We start from the raw sequence: 20,268 nt of genomic DNA, 5'->3' as shown, positions 1-20,268 counted from the left end.
GGGTCGGCAGAGCAAAATATGACTGACACCGGCAATGGATCGGTTGTTGGAAACGAGACGGTCGCGGAGCCGCTTGGAAAGTTTGATCCGCCTATTGAAGTGACGACCGTCCGAAGCCTGAGCGATGTCGTCGAGAACAACGTGCTTGGCGTGTTGAAGGACGAAACGCTGGAAGACAACAGATGGTCCCGCATCTACGAGGAGCAGCTAGGCATCAAAATCAAATACAAATGGGTTGTCAAAGGCTCGGACACCTCGGATCAATATTTGCAGAAGATGAACGTTACGCTCGCATCCGGGGATCTGCCCGACATTATTCAGGTCAATGCGATTCAGCTGAAGCAGCTTACGGATTCAGATCAGATCGAGGACATGACACAATTATATGAGAAATATGCTTCTCCGCTGCTGAAGGATATTTTATCGCAGGAAGGGACTAGCCCTTTTGACGCTGCGACTTACGACGGCACGCTGATGGCCATTCCGCAGGTGGATCCGTCGATCGAACGTTCCATGTTTATCTGGGTACGCACGGATTGGCTGGAGAAGCTCGGGCTCCAGCCTCCGAAGACGATGGATGATGTACTGGCGATTTCAAAAGCATTCACCGAGAACGATCCGGATGGCAACGGAAAGAAGGACACGTACGGTCTCGGCATGACCAAAGGTCTCTGGGGAGGAGCTATGGGCCTCGAAGGTTTTATGGCCGGCTTTAAAGCATATCCGAATATTTGGGTTGAGAACGAATCCGGACAGCTTGAGTTTGGCAGCATTCAGCCTGAGGTGAAAAAAGCTCTGCAAGTACTGCAGGACATGGTGAAGCAGGGACAGCTCGATAAGGAATTCGGAACGAAGGACGGCGGCAAGGTGGCCGAGCAGATTTCGGCGGGGAAAATCGGCATGGAGTATGGCGAGCAATGGAACTCCATCTGGCCGCTCCAGCTGAGCAAGGATAACGACAAAAACGCGAAATGGCGGGCGTTCCCGATCGTATCGGAGACGAGTGAAACGCCGAAGGTGCCGCTGAAGTTCAGTACCACGAAATTTTTCGCGGTCAGAAAAGGCGCCGAAAATCCGGAAGCGATAATCAAGCTCTTCAATATGCACGTGGAGAAAAACTGGGGTGAAACGGCTGAATTTGATAAGTATTATGCGCCGAAGGAAGCTGAAAGCGTATGGCAATTATCGCCGGTAACCCCGGCTCCGCCTAAGAAAAATCTCGAGGCGTTCCGTCAGATCGATGCGGCCCGCAAAGCCGGCGATATGTCGACACTTAAGGGCGAAGCGCAGACGATTCAGGAGAAGATCGATCTTTACAATTCCGGCGCTACCGAAGGCTTTGCCGTATGGGGCTGGGAACGTATTTACGGTCCAGAAGGCTCGATGGGAATTACCGATCAGTACGACAAGAACAAGTTGTTCCTCCTTGACAAATTTGTAGGCGCACCAACAGCAACAATGGTCGAGCGTAAAACGACACTGGAGAAAATGCAAAACGAGGTGTTCATCAAGATTATCCTTGGCCAACCGATCGAGGAGTTCGACAAGTTCGTCGCAGATTGGAAGAAGCTTGGCGGCGATCAAATCACGCAGGAAGTCAATGATTGGTACGCATCCAATAAGTAGAGGCTAACAGGGGGAGCGCGCATTCATGGCGGCTCTCCCCGCCTATGCATCGGAGGAAAATACAATGAAGAGCGCAAGGACGAGGAGAGAGCTACCTTTTCACTTGATGATTTTACCGGGTTTGCTGTTAATCGTGATTTTTTCATATATTCCAATGGCCGGGATCACGATCGCTTTCCAAAAATTCATTCCAGCCAGAGGGCTTTTCGGTGAGCAGAAATGGGTGGGGTGGGAGAACTTCAGCTATGTTTTGGAGCTGCCGAGCTTTGGACAGGTGCTTTGGAACACGCTTTACATTTCCAGCTTTAAGCTTGTGCTCGGTCTGCTTATACCGATCATCTTCGCAATTCTATTAAATGAGCTGAAGAATGAGAAGATTAAGAGGTCGATCCAAACGACGATTTATCTACCCTATTTTTTGTCATGGGTTGTGCTTGGCGGCATTCTGATCGATCTGTTGTCCCCCTCGGGCGGCATTGTTAACGCATTGCTGAAGTCTTTTTCCATCGAGCCCATCTTTTTTTTGGGGGACAACAAGTGGTTTCCGGCTACTCTGATCGTCTCAGATATTTGGAAAAGCTTCGGTTACGGAACTATTGTATATTTGGCGGCTATTACCGGCATCGATCCGGGCTTGTATGAGGCTGCGACGATCGACGGCGCGAATCGCTGGAAGAAAGCATGGTATATTACGCTGCCCGGGATGCGAATGGTCATCGTGCTGTTGTCGGTGCTTAGTCTCGGTCAGTTATTGAATGCGGGATTTGATCAGGTGTTCAACTTGTACAGCCCTCAAGTATATGAGAGCGGCGATATACTGGATACGTTTGTGTACCGGATCGGACTTCTCGATGCGCAATACGGCGTGGCTACTGCTGTCGGATTTTTCAAATCAATCGTATCTCTCATCCTGATATCTGGCTCGTATTTCCTTGCTTACCGGTTCGCTAAATATAGAATTTTTTAGGAGGTTCCACCATGTCAGGTAACTCTGCCAAATCGGATTCATCCATCATGAACCGTTCACCGAAAACCGGCAAGCGCTTCGACTGGTTCGCTGTCGTGAACGCTGTATTTCTGATAGCGGTTGCTCTCCTGTGCGTGCTCCCGCTTCTTCATATTATCGCCTTATCGTTCAGTTCCAACGCCGCTGCATCAGCAGGTTATGTGAAGCTTTGGCCGGTGGATTTCACTTTGGCTTCCTATGAATTTACGGCAGGAAGGGAAGGCTTCTGGCGATCTATGCTGATCTCTCTGGAGCGAATCGCCATTGGTACCCCGCTGAATCTTTTGCTTACGATTCTGGTTGCCTATCCGTTATCCAAAGAGACGCAGCATTTCCGTTACCGGCTCGTGTATGCCTGGATTTTCTTCGTGACCATGCTGTTCAACGGCGGCCTTATCCCGTGGTACGTTACGATTAAACAACTTGGTCTGCTGGATTCCATCTGGGCTCTGGTTCTACCCGGTGCGGTTCCGGTGTTCAGCATCGTGCTATTGCTTAATTTTTTCCGTGAGGTGCCCAAAGAGCTGGAGGAGTCCGCTATTATCGACGGAGCGGGACAATGGACGACCTTATGGCGAATCTATGTACCGATTTCCAAGCCGGCAATTGCCACGCTTGCGCTGTTCTCGATGGTGGAGCACTGGAACAGCTGGTTCGACGGTCTCATATTGATGGGGGACCCTATTCGTTATCCGCTGCAGAGCTACATTCAAACGATTGTCATCCAGATGAATTTTGGTTCGATGTCGCGCGAAGATTTGATGAATCTGGCTCTTATTTCGGACAGAACGTTAAAAGCGTCACAAATTTTTCTCGGATCACTCCCGATTATCGCCGCTTACCCTTTCTTGCAAAAATACTTTGTTAAGGGGATCGTGCTTGGAAGCGTAAAAGGATAGCGCAGCAGGTACCGGAGAAGGGTGATGTATACTAGAGGAAAAGATCTGGGGGAAACTGTTTTGGTTAGACGTCCCGAATTCTCATTACGAAATACAATCTTCATCCGGTTGATCGTCACCTTTCTGCTGATCATGGTGCCTGTCGCTCTGCTCGGCATTTATATTTATCACTGGGGCATCCGAACCGCGAGCGAAGACATCTCGAAGACGGCCGTCTCCCAAATCTCGTTCTATCTGAACGATCTGGAGAATGAAATTGAGCGAATGAAGCTCCTTCAGTACGGCTTTGTGGAAGACACCGATCTGAACAATCTTGCTATCATTTGGGAATCGATGGGCGACATTGAACGGATGGAAAGCATCAATTCGGTTCTAGGACGTGCCATTACAATGCAGAACAGCAGTGACTACATCTTGGATGTCAACGTTCATATTCGGGCGATCGGCAAAACTATTTCAGCCATTAACGGTGTAAAAGATTTTGACGAAAAGCGTTATGAAGCTATGCGCGCGCTGTTAGGTAAGCAAACCCAATTGACGGAATGGAAGGGTCATCTTCTCCTTATTGCAGCCAAGCCTGCCGGAACGATAGAAAGAGAGCCGCTCTTCATCGTTGAAATCGGGCTTGACAATCTGAAGCTCCAGGAAGCACTGCAGCAATTCAATGTGTATCCGGATAGCTCTGCCGTCCTTATCAGCGGCCAAGCCGGATTAATTCTCGTAAGCGGACAAGGAGTCAGTCGGACAAAGGACGTGGAAGAGCTTAAGAATGATCTCTCGAAAATAGCTGACGGCAATTCTGAATCGCTTGAGCTTGCAGGCCGCTCCTATTTCGTTTCCCATGCCTACTCCAGTCATCTGGATATGTCCATTTACCGGTATATCCCGGAGCAGATCGTAAGAAGGCCGCTAGACAAGTTTTATATTTGGGCTTGGCTTTTCGCGTTAGTCTCTCTCATCATCATTATGGTTTATGCCTTATCGACATACAAGTTTATCCACAAACCTCTGCTTAAGCTGGTCAAAGGATTCCGTCGTCTGGAAAGCGGTGATCTCGAGTTGGCCATCGCGCACGATGCAAACGATGAGTTTCGTTATATCTATGCTCGTTTCAATCAGATGGTGGCCAATTTGAGGACGCTTATCGATCAAGTGTACAAACAGAAAATTTTGGCGCAGCGCTCGGAATTGAAGCAGCTTCAATCGCAGATTAATCCGCACTTTCTGTACAACAGCTTCTTTATAATAAACACGATGGCCAAAAGAGGGGACAATGTGCGGATCGAACAGTTCTCTGTTCAGCTAGGCGAGTACTTCCAGTTTGTGACCCGTAATGCATCGGATGAGGTGACGTTGAAGCAAGAGATTCATCATGCAAAGATGTATACCGAAATTCAAAAGCTGCGGTTTTCACGACGAATTCAGGTCCGGTTCGACGATTTGCCTGCAGCGTTTGAGGAGATACTGGTTCCTCGGCTTATTGTGCAACCCATTATTGAGAACGCGTTCGAACATAGTCTCGAAAAAATGGCGCGAAATGGCGTCATTTCGGTTCAATTTGAACGCTTCGAAGATTGGGCATGCATTATCGTTGAAGACAACGGGAACAGCTTGAGCAACGAGGAGCTTGAGCGAATTTCCCTTGCAATAGTACATCAGGATGACAAGACTGAAACGACAGGAATGGTGAATATTCATCGCCGGCTTGTCATCACTTTCGGCGAGGGTAGCGGCCTGCACTTAACTCGAGGAGAGCTTGGAGGAATCCGGGTAACGATCCGAGTACCGCTGGGGGAGGGTTAATCAATTGTATAAACTGCTCGTTGTGGACGATGAAGAGATTATTACGGATGGATTAGCCGAAATTTTGAGTGATCTGCGCATACCGGGACTGGACATTTACAAAGCTTATTCCGGGAGCGAAGCGCTGGATTGGTTAAATGACACCCGGATCGACATTGTTCTCTCAGATATAAGAATGCCTGAAATCGGCGGATTAGAGCTGATGGAGATCATTCGCCGGAACTGGCCGAGATGCCGGATTATTTTCTTGACGGGCTATAATGATTTTGAATCCATTTACAAAGCGATTCAGGCAAGTGGCGTGCGATATTTGCTGAAGACGGAAGGCAATGCCAAAGTGATTGCCGAGGTGCGTGATGTTTTACGGGAGCTGGACGGAGAGCTGCAGAAGGATCATCTTCTGCAGCAGGCGACGGAACAGCGAAACACACTAGAGACACTGGCGCATGGCGATTATTTCCGTCATCTGCTGTTCGGTACAGAAGGAGGCATGTCGACAGTTAGAGCGGAAGACTTCCGGAAGCTGGATATTCTGCTCGATCCTCACAAACCGGTCCTGCTGGTTCTAGGCAGTTTGATTCGGACAAGATCACTGCCATTGTTTACCGAGAGACAGGAAGCGGCGTTAGCCGTCAAGCTTCTTGGAGACGGCTATCTCAGAGAAAAAACACGATCCGTTGGGCTGATTGACAGATATGGCGACCTGCTTTGGTTGATCCAGCCGGAAGACAGTACTTCGCCGGCCGAATCGGCTCAGACGTATGAAACAATCGTGCGGTTCCTTGAAGGTACATTAGAGCATATCCAAGCCGTCTGCTGCGACTCCCTCCAATTAGAATCGTCTTTTACCGTCTGCAGGACGCTTATCGACTGGGAAGCTTTACCGGATGCCTATGAGAGAATCAGGCAATTGCAGTACAACCGAGCTGGTGACGGCGCAAACATGGTGATGACCGTACAAATCGAAGAGAACGATCCGGCCGGGCAGACGAAAGAGCGAGTGCGCAGTGAGAAGTTCGAACAGCTTGCCGGTCATTTGGAAGGCGGGCGGAAGGATGCTTTCATGGAACTCCTGCAAGAACTTTTTATGCCCATCGACACCGGACGGCTGGCGGAAGGTGCCCAAGCTGCGGAGTTATATTATTCTTTGGCTTTGGTGCTTATATCCTACATTAACCGCAGACAGCTTCACGAACAAGTTCCGACAGCGGCATTGCTGCGCTTTGATGCGCATTGCTCGTGGCAGGAAGGCTTTGATTACCTCTCCAGGACAGCAGGGCTGCTATTCACGCTTAGACGAAACGTCGAGAACAGCAGGGCTGCTGAAGCCATAGCAGCAGTCTGCCATTATATTGATAAGCATATCGCTGAAGAGCTTTCGCTTGTTCGATTGGCTAAGTGCGTCCATTTTAATCCGTCTTATCTATCCCGCCTTTTTAAACAGGAGAAAGGTCTGAACGTGTCGGAATACATTGAAGACGCAAGAATCAGGAAAGCGAAGGAGCTGTTTGCATCAGAAGTGCAGAAGATCCAGGAGATCGGGACTCGGGTCGGCTATGATTCGCCGCAATCCTTTACTCGTTTCTTTAAGAAAGCAACCGGAATGACCCCTCAAGAATACAGGGACACTGCTAGGGACGAGCTTTAGCCATATTTTATTGAATATCCCGCGCTAAATTTGTTAGCTGCTTATGATATAATCAGCAGGACTTTAGTTCAATGAAGGCCCCTTTACAAACGAAGAAAGAGCTGCTGCAGCAGCTCCTTTTACATCTTCACAAAATGATAGTTTTTGTACATATGTATAATAAGCGGTTAAGTCCTTATATACCAAGTTTTTGTATTTGGTGTTATACACTAAATAGCACTATGAGTGCCTCCTTCTATATGCCTCGCCAAGAACCCGTCCAGGATCTCAACCATTGGTTCGTTTTCCAACTGTACCGTGAGAACGGTCTAAAGGTCCATGAAGCCGCCACCCGATTAGGAATTTTCAACGTTAAATGGTTTTTAAACACGCGGATAAAATAGGCCGGATTATTGTATCCAACTTGTTCGGCGATTAAGGCTGTTTATAAGACTGAAACTTATAAATTCTTATATTTTTAAAAAATTCGATAATTCCCCCATCGATAGGCTACCGTGTATAGAAACGAATAATGAACTGCAAGGATACGGCTCTGTGAAATTCATAAAATACTTCGGATTATCCATCTCTCATAACAAGACAAAAGTGTACAAAAGACGTGGAATGCCCGAAAATTAGATCACAGCGTCAAAGAATACCTTAAGTGATTCAAAAACGTGATGTGATAAAAATCGTATTTTTGTTTCATAGACATTAAAATAATGTGATTTTATTTGAAGTTAAGTTGCTTTATTATAATGACAAACAACGAAATTTTATTGAATGAAGGGGTTTGATAGAATATGTCCAATAAAAAATTGCTAGACGCCGAGCTCGCCTCCATGTTAAAAAGCAGTATTGTGTTGAAAAGCAAGGATGGTGTGGAGGCACTTGGCTGAACCTGAGCGATGAGGACATGCAATGGTGGCGGGATGCGAAGCTCGGTTTTTTCTTCCATTGGGGACTCTACTCCAAACTTGGGCGCGGCGAATGGGTTATGTTCAACGAGAATATTCCCACAGACGAATATGCGAAGCTGGCCGATGATTTTAATCCTCAAAAATGGAATCCGGAGTAATGGGCCAGTCTGGCCAAGGAAGCCGGCATGCAGTATTCGGTTATGGTAACCCGCCATCATGACGGCTTTGCGCTCTGGGATAGCCCGGGCAGCTACGGACAATTCGACAGCATGCATGCCGCCGCGAAACGCGATTTTGTGAAAGATTATTCGGACGCCTTCCGCAACGCTGGACTACGGGTCGGATTGTATTATTCGCCAATGGATTGGCGTTTTCCAGGATACTTCCAGCCGAAGGAACTGCCCGATAATGCGGCGTTGATGAAGGAGCAATGCTATGAGCAAATCCGGGAGTTGAATACGCGGTATGGGCAGATCGATATTATGTGGTATGACGGAGGCTGGCTGGCTCATAGCGGAACGGATGCAACCGCGGCTTGGTTCTGGGATCCGGTCCGGCTAAACGAATTGGTAAGAAGCAACCAGCCCAAATGCGTAATCAATCCGCGATCCGGATGGATCGGCGATTTTCAATGCGACGAAGGTCCTCATGAAGTTACCGGAAACATCATGCCCATCGACTGGGAGAAAAACTTCACGATCGCTTTTCATTGGTCTTATGAATATGAAGAAAGAGTCATGCCGCTGGAAAGCATCATCAAGCTAATGATTGACTGTTTTGTCCGCGGCGGCAATGTGCTGCTTAACGTTGCTCCTAATCCAGAAGGGGAAATACCTGCAAATCAAGTGGAGCGGTTAAAGCAAATTGGAGCGTTCATGAAGAAGAACGGGGAATCGATTTATGGAACTCAGGCGGGGCCGCTCGAGCCGGTAGACAATGTATATGGCATGACATGCAAAGGCAATCATCTTTATTTGCATGTTCAGGATATGACGGCTTTTGAAAACATGGTGTTACCGGCGCTTCAGCAGAAAATCATACAGTGCCAATTGCTTGACGGTACTTCGGTTCCATTCGAACAAAATGAACATGGGGTTTCGATCCAAGTTCCTAAAGAAAAATGGGAGCCGCTCGATACTGTCATCAAGTTGGTTGTGGAAAGCTAAATCAAATTTAGTCGTGAAGGCGAAAGCTCTCGAGGATTTGATCTCGATCGGCACGATCGGATTGATTAAAGCAATCGAGAGCTTCCAAACTGGAAAAGGCACGAAGCTTGCGACGTTCGCGGCTCGTTGTATCGAGAATGAAATACTTATGCATCTGCGTTCTTTAATGAAGACGCGGAAAGACGTTTCTTTGCATGATCCGATTGGCACGGATAAGGAAGGTAATGAAATTACCTTGATCGATATCCTCGGTACTGAGGCTGATGATATCGTGGATAAGGTGCAGCTGAAGATTGAGAAATCGAAGATCTATAAGAATTTAGATATACTCGATGACCGGGAGAAGGAAGTCGTTATCGGCCGCTTTGGGCTGGAGCATGGCGGGGATGAGCGGACGCAGCGGGAGATTGCTAAGGAATTAGGGATCTCGCGGAGTTATGTCTCGCGGATAGAGAAGCGGGCACTCATGAAGCTGTATCATGAGTTTTATAAGGCGAAGAGATAAGCTGGTTGTATCTGTTTTTATTGGGACATTCACTTTTGAAGATAGAGGTAGCTAAATGGTTAAACATTTGATGGATAAGCCATATATTCAGGAAGTATTAAAGGAATTAGAGTCCTTAAGCTATGCCGATGCTAAAGGAATATTGCTGCGGACACTTGAAGGAACGTTTGAAAAGAAAGGCTAAATATTAAAGAAGTAGTATTAGTTATTGAGTGGTTAAAAATTAAGCTGGTTCATGCGTTTGTATATTTTTTAGGACAACGAAAATTGGGACTTTCATTGTCCTATTTAATTTTTGGGGGAAAGACTAACTTGAGGGGGTAATGGGGAACGCCCGACGCATCCGTAAACCATTGGAGCGGAGCTGAATATTGGATGACCGTGAGAAGGAAGTAGTTCTCGGTCTCTTTGGGCTGGAACATGGTGTGATGAGTGGAGGCAGCAGGTTATTGCATAAGAGCTAGAGATTTCGTGGAGTTATGTGTTGCGCATTGAGAAATTGGCGTTGATGAAGCTTTATTATGAGTTTCATAAGGCGAAACATTGATATTGTGTGTTAGACTTCATTACTGGCAGCGATGAGGTCAGGGGTTCGATCCCCCTAGGCTCCACCAAACAATAAATTCAAACCACTTCATTCGAAGTGGTTTTTTTATTGTTTGGTGGAGCCTCTCTGCTTCGGAAGATTATTGGAGGAATTGAAATCTATAGGCTTGGAATCAAGATTGAATTTAAACTTCGGTTGAGCCAGTTCATTAGAACGAAATAAGTGCCATGCCACGTCCTGCTCGTCGTAGTCGATATGTGTTAACTGCCAGTATAGCGAGACAGCGTTGCGTTTTCATTAAATTAATATTGCCCCCGTAAAGGATAAGACTACCTCATTGGAACTTTATTGCAACACTCGTATGATAAGATAAGTCCACAATATACAGATTGTATTCCGGGAAATTATTACAGGGTTAAAAGAAGTAGTGAGATTACGTTATTTGCACGTACGCTTATCGCTCTTTGAATCCTGTTATTTTTTTGAACTTGTGAAAACGCTAACATCGAGTCGATTGTGGACGGATGCGCTTTTACAAGATTGGACATATGGAATAGTAGAGGTGATGCGGCGGCGAGCATAAAAGCGGGAATGTGTTGTCAGGCCACACATGAGAGGTTCATATCAAGATGAAAGCAGCATAGCTGAGGGTCGGCTAGGTCTCCGTCTCATCTGTTCAAACCATGCGTCATAGCTTTGCCAAAGAAATACCTTGAGCCACCGATAGATTTGCAACAGTGCATGTTTAACTTCGCTTCCGCGTTGCATTCCTTTATAAAGGATCACTTTTTTGTGCACTACATAAAATCATAGAAAGTTTTGAAAATACAGATAACTTTTATACAACGCTAGAGGTTTGGTATTTAAGTGAAGAAGGTTTTAAAGATTTAGGGGATCTCTTCAAAACCTGAAAATATTATATATGGAGGAAATTTGAGAATGATGAAAAGACGGCTATTAGCATTTTTACTTGTGACGTCGATGCTATTTACTTTGGCTTCTCCGCCTATGTCAGTCAGCGCGGCATGGGGAGATGCCGTATCTCTTTTGACCGTAAATGCAGGTGCAGATGGTAATACGGCGACATACGCCGATGCGCCGGACGGACAGAAAGCGTGGAGTTTAAACACCGGAACCTCAAAGGGCGGGGGTCCTTGGGATAACCTCTTCACGCCGAGCGTGGCGCCTCTAAGAGATGTATCCGCTTACAAGGACGGCTACTTCGTTTTCGAGATGTATATTCCCAATGCGAGCTTTAAAAATATGCAAGGAAATAACTGGCTCGTCATAGTAAGCGACAGTAATCCCGCTGCGGAAAAGTTTAACGTCGATTCTCGTCTCCAACTTGATTTGAGCGGGGTTACAAATGCAGCGGTGGGCACATGGGCGACGATATATACGAAGTTATCGACGTCAAGTGCCGTAGCCGGGAATTTCAATGACGCCTGGCTAGACAAAGTAACCAGACTGGCCATGCATCTACAATGGGATACTAATGTCCCTAGCGCCGACGTTTTCATAAAAAACCCGCGTTTCCAGAAAAGTACGTTAGGCGTTCCGGTTTCACCGTCAACGACTCCCGCACTTGACGTGGCAACAAAAACAGTAACTGCGAACGCACCGGCTAGCGGGCAAGCTGTGGAATTCGCAATAAGCGAAGAGGGTATCGCTCCCGCATCCGGTTGGGTGGACGGAAGTAAAAACGATAATGTTTATACTCATCAATTTGCCACATTACCTTCAGCAGACACCTACTATGTATTCGCGCGCGCGAAAGCAGAAAGTAGTTACAACTTCATCGGCGCGTCTTCAAGAATTACTGTAACGTCTATTGACGAACAAACATTGGTAAACGAGGCGGCGGCGTCCCTGACATGGGATACGATTAAAGGCAGTAATACTTCGAATAACGATGTAAAATCACAACTTAGTCTACCGACAACAATAGGAACAACTAACGTAGTATGGTCTTCGGACAATGCGGCAATAAGCAACACCGGAAGCGTAAATCGTTTATTGAATAGAGAGATAGACAAAACCGTAGTACTCACGGCGACAATAACCAAGGGCAATGCAAGTGCTGCGCTAACTTTTACCGTGACGGTGAGAGCCGTGCCAGCGGAGGTAAACGCTCGGGCTGCGACGTATTTTCCTAATATAGAAGAGGGGACGAACAACGCTATTGCGCCGGACGGAAATAACGCGGTTAAGTTGGGTGCTGGAAAAATAGGCGCCGGCGCTGAACGGCTTTGGGATGCCCGTTTTGTCAATAGCGGCGGCAATCAGGATTTATCAGCTTACGCGAATCAATATTTTGTTTTTGATATGTATGTTACGCATACGGACCTTTTGAAGCTCAGTGGCAATAACTGGATCGCCATGGCAAGTGGCGGTAACAATCTTGACACCAATTCGCGTCTTAACCTTAATGTTAACGAAATCAAAAATGGTCATGTTAATGAATGGATTACTGTTTATGCGCAATTATCAGCAGCCAATTCTCCGAATGGTTTCAATCCCGTTAATTTGGACACGGTACAGGCAGGGAGATTGCAAATGCAATGGTCATCCGTGCCCCAAGGCGACATCTATATCAAGAACCCGCGTTTCCAGAATACCGTGGATTCGCCGAAACCCATTCCCACGGCTGTTGAGACAACCGACAACATTACGTTATCTTCAGCAGCGCCGACAAACGGTCAGGCTGTGCAGTTCGCGATCAACACTACCGGTAACGCTCCTGCGGTCGGCGATTGGACGACGGGTACTCTGGATACAGGCGTTTATACTGCGGCATTTACAAAACCAACAGGCAACATATATTATACATTCGCACGCACGGCTCAAAATACGCAATATCCTTTCGCAGGAACACATACAAGAGTTAAAGTGGAGCATCTTGACGACAATCAAGCAATATCGGACGCAGCAAATAAGCTCACATGGGACACGATTAGGAATTCGAATACTATTCAATCCGAAGTAAGAACGGGGTTGACTCTTAAGGCAACGGGTGCGAATGATACTGCTATAGTATGGTCGGCTGAACCGTCAGGTATCATAGATACCGCAACTGGCAGTGTAACTCGCGACCCTGACGTAGGAAAAGCCGTAACCCTTACGGCGACAATAACCAAAGGTAATGCAGCACCTGTTCATGTAATTTTTAATTTGACAGTAGCCAGTACGACTAACGAACTTGCTGAAGTGTTCATTGACTTCAACGATCCTGAAACATTTGATGCAGTTGATACAATTGGAAGCGGATTCGGCGACGGTGGAGATCCGGCGGGACCGTATCAAGGACTTCAAGGCAACGGCATAGGCATCAGCCTCATCGGAGACGGCGGTACAGCAGTGGATGTAGTCACTCAAAGCGGTGTAGGCGCTGTGAAGGTTGGCAACTTTATGTACGTAATTGTAGACGACCTTAAACTCAAGCAAGCAAACAAGGTCGAATTAGCGGTCACATACTGGAGACCGAGCGCAACAGGCGGTATTTCGTTACAGTATAACACCATATATCCCGGCAGTTTCTCTGGGTTTGAAGCGTATAGATCAGCGAGCATTCCAGCGATAGGAAGCGGAAACACTTGGGTGACTTCAAAAGTTGTGCTTAACGGAGCTAATTTTGCGATAGGAGCACAAAATCAAGGAGCGCACTTCCGTATCGGTACAACCGGAGCAATCATACAGGGCATACGAATAACCGAGATTCCTCCAACGGATGAAGAAGCGGTAAAACTTGTTTCGGACGCGCTGACTTGGGACGCTATCAAGGGCACGAATACTAGACAGGATCTGGTTGAAACAGATTTGACTCTTGCTAAGTCGGGTTCGGCGAGTACGAACATTGTGTGGACATCTACCAATAACACGGTAATAAACAGCTACACCGGCGCAGTGGACCGTCAAGAAGCCAATACAGCCTTAACCCTCACGGCGACAGTAAGCAAAGGTACGGCAACACCGGTTGTTAAAACATTTAATATAGTCGTTCGCGGAACAGGTACCGGAACGGACGAGGATGCGGTAAACGATATGTTGAATAAACTGACATGGGATTTAATCAAAGGCGTGAATGCTTCTGAGGCTAATGTGACGACGAACTTAGTTCTTCCATCAGTGGGTGAAAACATGACGGATATTACATGGACGACATCCGCTGCTACCCTCATAACCGCTGCAGGCGCGATACCGACAAACCGTCCGGACGGCGGCGGTGAGGTAACGCTCACGGCGACGGTAAAAAGAGGTCCGGTAGCCGCTCCTGTAACCAAGACTAAAACATTTGTGCTCACAGTTCCGGATAGATATGATTACGCAAAACACATGAGAACGGCAATCGTTCAGGAACACGATGCGAAAGATTGGGCGATATCGGATTTTAACGTACTCGCATTCGGTGCGAAAACGGCAGAGATGGCAGAAGCGGAAGGCTTAGTTAATTTCGATAACAGAGAGGCTTTCCAGGCGGCGATTGATGCGGCTTATAATGACGGCGGCGGCGTAGTCTATATTCCGGCGGGAACCTATGCGTTCCATACGGAAACTACCGGCACAATAAGCGTTCAAAGCACAACAGGCAGTACAACCTACGAATATAAACAAGTTTTAAATTTGCGGGCAGGCGTACAGCTCCGTGGCGAATGGGATAACCCGGATGCGGACGATTACGACGGTAAAATCGACGGAACCATTCTCGCAGTCTATGCCGGACATAATTCCGCCAATTATGACACGTATGTTGACTCTGACGAGAGAGAAAATCAGACAGGCGGCAAAAAAGTAGCTAACGTGTCCGATAGATTCATAGACATGGAACAAGGCACAGGTGTAACGAACCTTTCAGTATGGTATCCGAATCAAGATATTAATGCTACAACCACTGTTGAAAAGAGAAACGCAGATGGTCAGAAGACAGGGGAATTTGAGGACATAAAAGGAATTCCGTATCCGTGGACGTTCTATCAGAGAACCGGAAACAGCGTGACGCTTGATAACGTTACTCTCGTAAACGCTTGGGGAGGATTCATTTCCCTGCCGAGCGAAATGCATTATGTTGTAAACAGCAATATGACGGCTCTCTACAAGGGCATCGTGGTTCACACATGTACAGACATCGGACGTATCGAGAACGTTGACATTGACCCGAAATACTGGGCGAATTCAGGTCTTGACGGCGCACCGTCTCTTTCGGACGCGAGAGCGTACACAAGAGCGAACGCTACCGGATTCATGATGCACCGATCAGATTGGGAATATGTCTCTGGATTGAATATTTCCGGCTATAAGACGGGGATGTGGATCGGAAGAGAACCTGGCGGCGACGAAGCTCCGAACGCACAGTTCTACGGATTGAAAATCGAAGACAGTCAAACGGGTATATACATTGACAACGTTAACGGTTTCGGTCTGCTTCTCTCGAACTCGGAATTCGGAGGCGACACGGCAGTCTATTTCAACGAACGTTTCGACACTTCTGTTCAATTCAACGGAGTTGCATTCAAAGGTCCGATTGTAAGCAACGCCAGAGGCGGAGTTATATCCTTTGAGGATAGTACGTTCGACGAATATGACAATTACGCGCTGAACTTACTGGGCCGAGGCAACGCATTAGTCAGTCAGAGCAAATTCAAACAGGCAGACAAACATGCACATTTCGGAACAAACTTCGGAACATTCAAATCGGTAAATTCCGGTTATAACCTTAACATCGAGAGCGCTAACCTTGCCGCTCACATCGATAACCTTGAACTTGACGTTAAGGCTGACGGTAATAACACCACAGTACAAATCGTTAATGATGTTGATTATCTATTTGAACCTATTCCGAAAGACGTAAAAACAGATATTGACGTACACCCGAGACCGACATCAAGCGCAGTGCTTAGACTTGACTTCCCGCGCTCGTTAACAGGCAACGCGCCGACCGTGGATATATCTGCAAAATTGCAGGAAGCTCTTGACTATATTAAAGATAATCACGGCGGCGGCACGATATATTTGCCGGGTGGAAGATATAGACTGAATAGTCCTGTCATCGTTCCAGAGGGTGTTGAACTCAGAGGAACATGGGACGTACAGCACCATACACAAGGCGGCGGCACGGCGATATTTACAGCTTACACCGGTGGCGCTCAGGGAGAAAACGGAAGTTCTCTTATTCAGCTTAAGGCCAATGCAGGTCTCAGAGGACTTAACATTGCGCAAACAAATATAACCAGCGTCAATCTCGACAACCCCAACCAAACTTTAAAAACACCGTTTTTGGTACAGGGACAAGGTGCAGGCSTATATGCAATCAACTTAACGATCCCGATAGGGGATAAAGGAATAGACCTGGCTTCATATAAAACCGATGGTCACTATGTTGATTATTTAGGAGGCACGCTCCTCAGAGCAGGCATTTGGGTCGGAGGAGGTGCGGAAGGCGGATTTATCAGAAACATGCAATTCAATCCGCATTACGCTTTGAGACTTCCGGGAGGTCAAGGATATTCGGCACCTACCGGCGATTTGTACGGATTCGTACAAAGATACATGAGTGCGCTCAAATTCGCCGATGTGGAAGACCAGACGATTTTCAACAATTTCGTTTTCGGTTCGGTATACGGCATACACTTCCTGAAAAGAGACCTGGGGAACGGCGAATTCGCATACCCCGGAAAAATGACGATGATTGGTCACGGTTCGGACGGAACCACGTACGCTCTCTATGTGGAAGACGCGGACGAACACACCAAAATAATCGCGATCAACTCGGAATTGGTTAATACGAACATCACGACGGAGCCAAGCAGAGCGTATGTCAGAATGGGCGAGGCAGCTAATACCGCAAAAATCCACCAAGGCGCCGAACTTGTTCTGTACAACAGCGCGTTCTGGGGAAGCCCGACCGTAGCGGGAGCGATCGTAAATAACGGTATCGTTCGTTTACAGCAAGCAAACTTCACTCAGCTGCCCGGCAGCAATCCGGGTATAGATGTCCACGGCGGTAAGGCGCATGTATACACTTCTTACTTCCAGCCGTCCAAGAACGGACAGAATAATAATGTGTATGCTATGCTGCGCGAGGGTGGCACATCGGTAGAACTTAGCAACAATTATTACGCATCCGGTTTGAGAAACAGCACCCCAGTGGGCAATCCGTACGGCATTTACGGCTCGGATTTAATTGCGGAACCATTTGTATTTAACCTAACCAAAAACGGAGATAAACAACAATTCAACGTTAAGTATAATGTCGGAGGAAGAGCCTCTGCACCCGGGACATTGACAATTTTTTCCCCGGCTGCCTATGCTAAAGATTTTACTCCCATTAGATTTAACGCGCTTGCGGCAGGCGAATCCGTAACCGTTGATTTACCGTATTATGTTGCAGGTCTGGTTACATTCGAGCTTCATCTCGAAGACGGAAAATCATACACCTATACGGCAAAAATTGACGCGGCTTACGCTGAAAAGGTAAGTTCTGCCGACGCGGAAAATCCGGCAAAGAGTGCCGCAACTCCGGCATTTGTATTGGACACAAAAGATTATGTAACTTCGGGAACATGGGATGGTCCTCAAGACCTCAGCGTAGAATCGCATTTCGCATGGGACGACAGCAGTTTATATGCGTATATTGTCGTTACAGATGACGTGCAATTCAATAGCCAGACTGGCGGCAATATATGGAGAGAGGATAATTTGCAGTTAGGCATTGATTTACACAATCCTGCAACCAACAGTACTACGCGGAATGAATTGGGATTCGCGCTCACCAATGACAACAAAGATGTAATATGGGCTTGGACTCGTCCCACAGGCGCCAATGCACCGACTGCTCCGACAACTGATATCGTGGCAAAGATTACGAGAGATGAAGATATGAAAACGACTATTTACGATTTAAAGATTCCGTTTAATACTGTTCATAATAATCCTACATCGGAGCTCGCGAACGGAAGAATCGGAATATCAATTATGCTCAATGAATCTGACGGCTCGCGTGAATCAGACAGCACCAGATCCACCTTTGAAGTTGAAAGTGGACAATTAAAAAATTCAAATTCATTTACAGACGTATATCTGTTAGGCGCAGGCAAATACAATGAAATGCTTGAAGCATCGGCAAGGGCTGCCGTTTCAAAGGCTCTCGCGTCTGGATCAGCTGCCGATATCGCTATTGCTCGCAACTTTGTCACTATTATGGCAGACGGCGAAGTTAAGACGGATCTTCTTAACAAAATCAAAGATACCGATCAGGATAGCGAAATCAGCCCAGCTGCTGCTGAATTTGATTTGAACCCTAGCAAGCAGCAAGCAGCTACAATAAAGCTGGAGCTTAAAGGCAATACACTGACAGCCATTAAGAACGGCAGTGCACTGCTGCAGGCTGGGACTGATTATGTTGTGAATAGCGATCAGATAACGATTACGACGGCTTACTTGGCGAAATTACAAAAAGGTACAGTGAAGCTAACGTTTGAGTTTAGCGCAGGACAGCCGCAGGTGTTGACGATTATATTAGTTGATACAACGCCTGAAAACAACAACGGCGGTAACAACGGAGGCAACACCGGCGGAAATCAAGAGAACCAGATAGAATTGAAGGATATTGCCGGACACTGGGCAGAAACTGCGATTCGTAAGGCAGTGACAAAAGGCTTTGTGGTTGGCTACAAGGATCAAACCTTCAAGCCAAATGCGGCGGTAACCCGTGCGGAATTTGCAGTGATGTTATCCCGCGCATTGACTGTACAGGGCGATGGAAAGCAGCATGCCTTTAAAGATGAAGCTGACATTGCTCCATGGGCAAAAGAAGCGCTTGAACAGGCAGTAACAGCGGGAATTTTAAGCGGCTATGCGGATGGGACGCTGCGTCCAAATAGCGGTTTGACGCGCGCTGAGCTTGCGGTTATGATTGCTCGTTTTTTGAAGCTGGAAGACCAAAAGGACAAAGCAGCAAACTTTACTGACCATGCTAAACTGCCAGAGTGGGCAAAGGGCGCGATTGGCGCAGTAGCTGCAAAAAGGATTATGCAGGGCAAGGCAGGCGGCAAGTTTGACTTCAATGCAGTGGCAACCAGAGCGGAAGTAATTACAATTCTGCTCCGTATTTTGGAGATGGATAAGAATTAAGAAGATCAGTCAGCAGAATTGTTGCCAGCGGATCGTAGAGTCTTAATCAGTGAGGATGTCAGCTGCGATTAGCCGAGGCTGGCATCCTTTTTATTTGCTTTTGTATTGTTTGGCATTGAAGCGCCATTGCAATGGCTGCGCGTACATGGAAAAGGCAATAACCGGTTCGCGGCACAAGTTAGAGCGACAAGAGCGGAGGTCGTAACAGTTTTGCTAAATATGTTAGCAAAAAAGGAGTAATCATGTTTAAATGCTTCTATTAAAGTTGTTATCAACCAGTATGATTCATGTTTTCTCCCTAATCCAATTAGGGCTTTTTTAATTATGGTTGAACTTTTTATCGTCGATTTGCAATGATTGTAATGGGGAATAAGAAAAGTTCTAAACCAGCCGTTTTGGGCAGTGTAATCCCCAACGGTGGGAGAGCGCATCGCTGGCAGCGATGAGGTCATGTTTAATTTTACATCGGGTTGTGTCCACAACGTCAATAAATTCGACAATACAGGTGAGGATCTCGAGGATTTGATCTCGATCGGGACGATTGGATTGATCAAAGCAATTGAGAGCTTTCAGACTGGTAAGGGTACGAAGCTCGCGACGTTCGCGGCTCGTTGTATCGAGAATGAAATACTTATGCACCTCCGGTCTTTGAAGAAGACTCGGAAGGACGTGTCTCTTCATGATCCGATTGGCACGGACAAGGAAGGCAATGAGATTACACTGATTGATATCCTCGGCACTGAGGCTGATGATATCGTGGATAAGGTGCAGTTGAAGATTGAGAAATCGAAGATCTATAAGAATTTAGATATACTCGATGACCGCGAGAAGGAAGTTGTTATAGGCCACTTTGGACTGGAGCATGGTGGGGATGAACGGACGCAGCGTGAAATTGCGAAGGAGCTCGGGATCTCGCGGAGTTATGTGTCGCGGATTGAGAAGAGGGCGTTGATGAAGCTTTATCATGAGTTTTATAAGGCGAAGAGGTAAGGTCGGTCAGTCGGAGAAGTCGCACTCCACAGCGTAAATAGCCTCCCATGGAT

9 protein-coding genes, 1 tRNA gene and 1 pseudogene are annotated in these 20,268 nt (G+C 47.0%); all 11 read left to right on the top strand.

Translation table 11 applies throughout. The features are described from left to right. Positions 1-18 precede the first annotated feature (18 nt). The 11 genes and pseudogenes from AC1DLI_RS31395 (at position 19) to sigK (AC1DLI_RS31345) (ending at position 20,215) form a co-directional block, all read left to right on the top strand. Positions 19-1,626 (top strand): extracellular solute-binding protein, encoded by a 1,608-nt coding sequence (locus AC1DLI_RS31395; protein ID WP_477609219.1) that lies wholly within the window; start codon positions 19-21, stop codon positions 1,624-1,626. Positions 1,627-1,690: 64 nt separating this feature from the next. Beyond that, positions 1,691-2,593, top strand: a complete 903-nt coding sequence (locus AC1DLI_RS31390; protein WP_477609169.1) for an ABC transporter permease — start codon at positions 1,691-1,693, stop codon at positions 2,591-2,593. A 47-nt stretch (positions 2,594-2,640) separates the two neighbouring features. Then, complete coding sequence (locus AC1DLI_RS31385) at positions 2,641-3,531, top strand: carbohydrate ABC transporter permease (protein WP_477609217.1); 891 nt, start codon at positions 2,641-2,643, stop codon at positions 3,529-3,531. A gap of 60 nt (positions 3,532-3,591) precedes the next feature. Continuing rightward, positions 3,592-5,334 carry a sensor histidine kinase gene (locus tag AC1DLI_RS31380; protein ID WP_477609167.1) on the top strand — a complete coding sequence of 581 codons (1,743 nt, stop codon included), beginning with the start codon at positions 3,592-3,594 and terminating at the stop codon, positions 5,332-5,334. A gap of 4 nt (positions 5,335-5,338) precedes the next feature. Continuing rightward, positions 5,339-6,982 carry a response regulator gene (locus AC1DLI_RS31375; protein WP_477609165.1) on the top strand — a complete coding sequence of 548 codons (1,644 nt, stop codon included), beginning with the start codon at positions 5,339-5,341 and terminating at the stop codon, positions 6,980-6,982. 895 nt (positions 6,983-7,877) lie between these two features. Beyond that, a pseudogene (locus tag AC1DLI_RS31370) lies at positions 7,878-9,047 on the top strand (alpha-L-fucosidase). Then, a complete protein-coding gene (sigK, locus tag AC1DLI_RS31365) occupies positions 8,965-9,552 on the top strand; it encodes an RNA polymerase sporulation sigma factor SigK (RefSeq protein WP_477609164.1) in 588 nt (195 codons plus the stop codon). Before AC1DLI_RS31370 ends, sigK (AC1DLI_RS31365) begins: the two are co-directional and overlap by 83 nt. A 55-nt stretch (positions 9,553-9,607) precedes the next feature. Beyond that, positions 9,608-9,736 (top strand): hypothetical protein, encoded by a 129-nt coding sequence (locus AC1DLI_RS31360; RefSeq protein ID WP_477609162.1) that lies wholly within the window; start codon positions 9,608-9,610, stop codon positions 9,734-9,736. 326 nt (positions 9,737-10,062) lie between these two features. Further along, positions 10,063-10,166 (top strand) — tRNA-OTHER (locus AC1DLI_RS31355). Positions 10,167-11,038: 872 nt separating this feature from the next. Continuing rightward, positions 11,039-19,225 carry an immunoglobulin-like domain-containing protein gene (locus AC1DLI_RS31350; RefSeq protein ID WP_477609160.1) on the top strand — a complete coding sequence of 2,729 codons (8,187 nt, stop codon included), beginning with the start codon at positions 11,039-11,041 and terminating at the stop codon, positions 19,223-19,225. Between the two features lie 450 nt (positions 19,226-19,675). Beyond that, positions 19,676-20,215, top strand: a complete 540-nt coding sequence (sigK, locus tag AC1DLI_RS31345; protein WP_477609158.1) for an RNA polymerase sporulation sigma factor SigK — start codon at positions 19,676-19,678, stop codon at positions 20,213-20,215. Positions 20,216-20,268: the final 53 nt, after the last annotated feature.

It is taken from the genome of Paenibacillus sp. 01T443 (genome assembly GCF_056398325.1).
The sequence above is the reverse complement of the archived record's forward strand: the minus strand, read 5'-3'. Positions and strand labels throughout refer to the sequence as shown.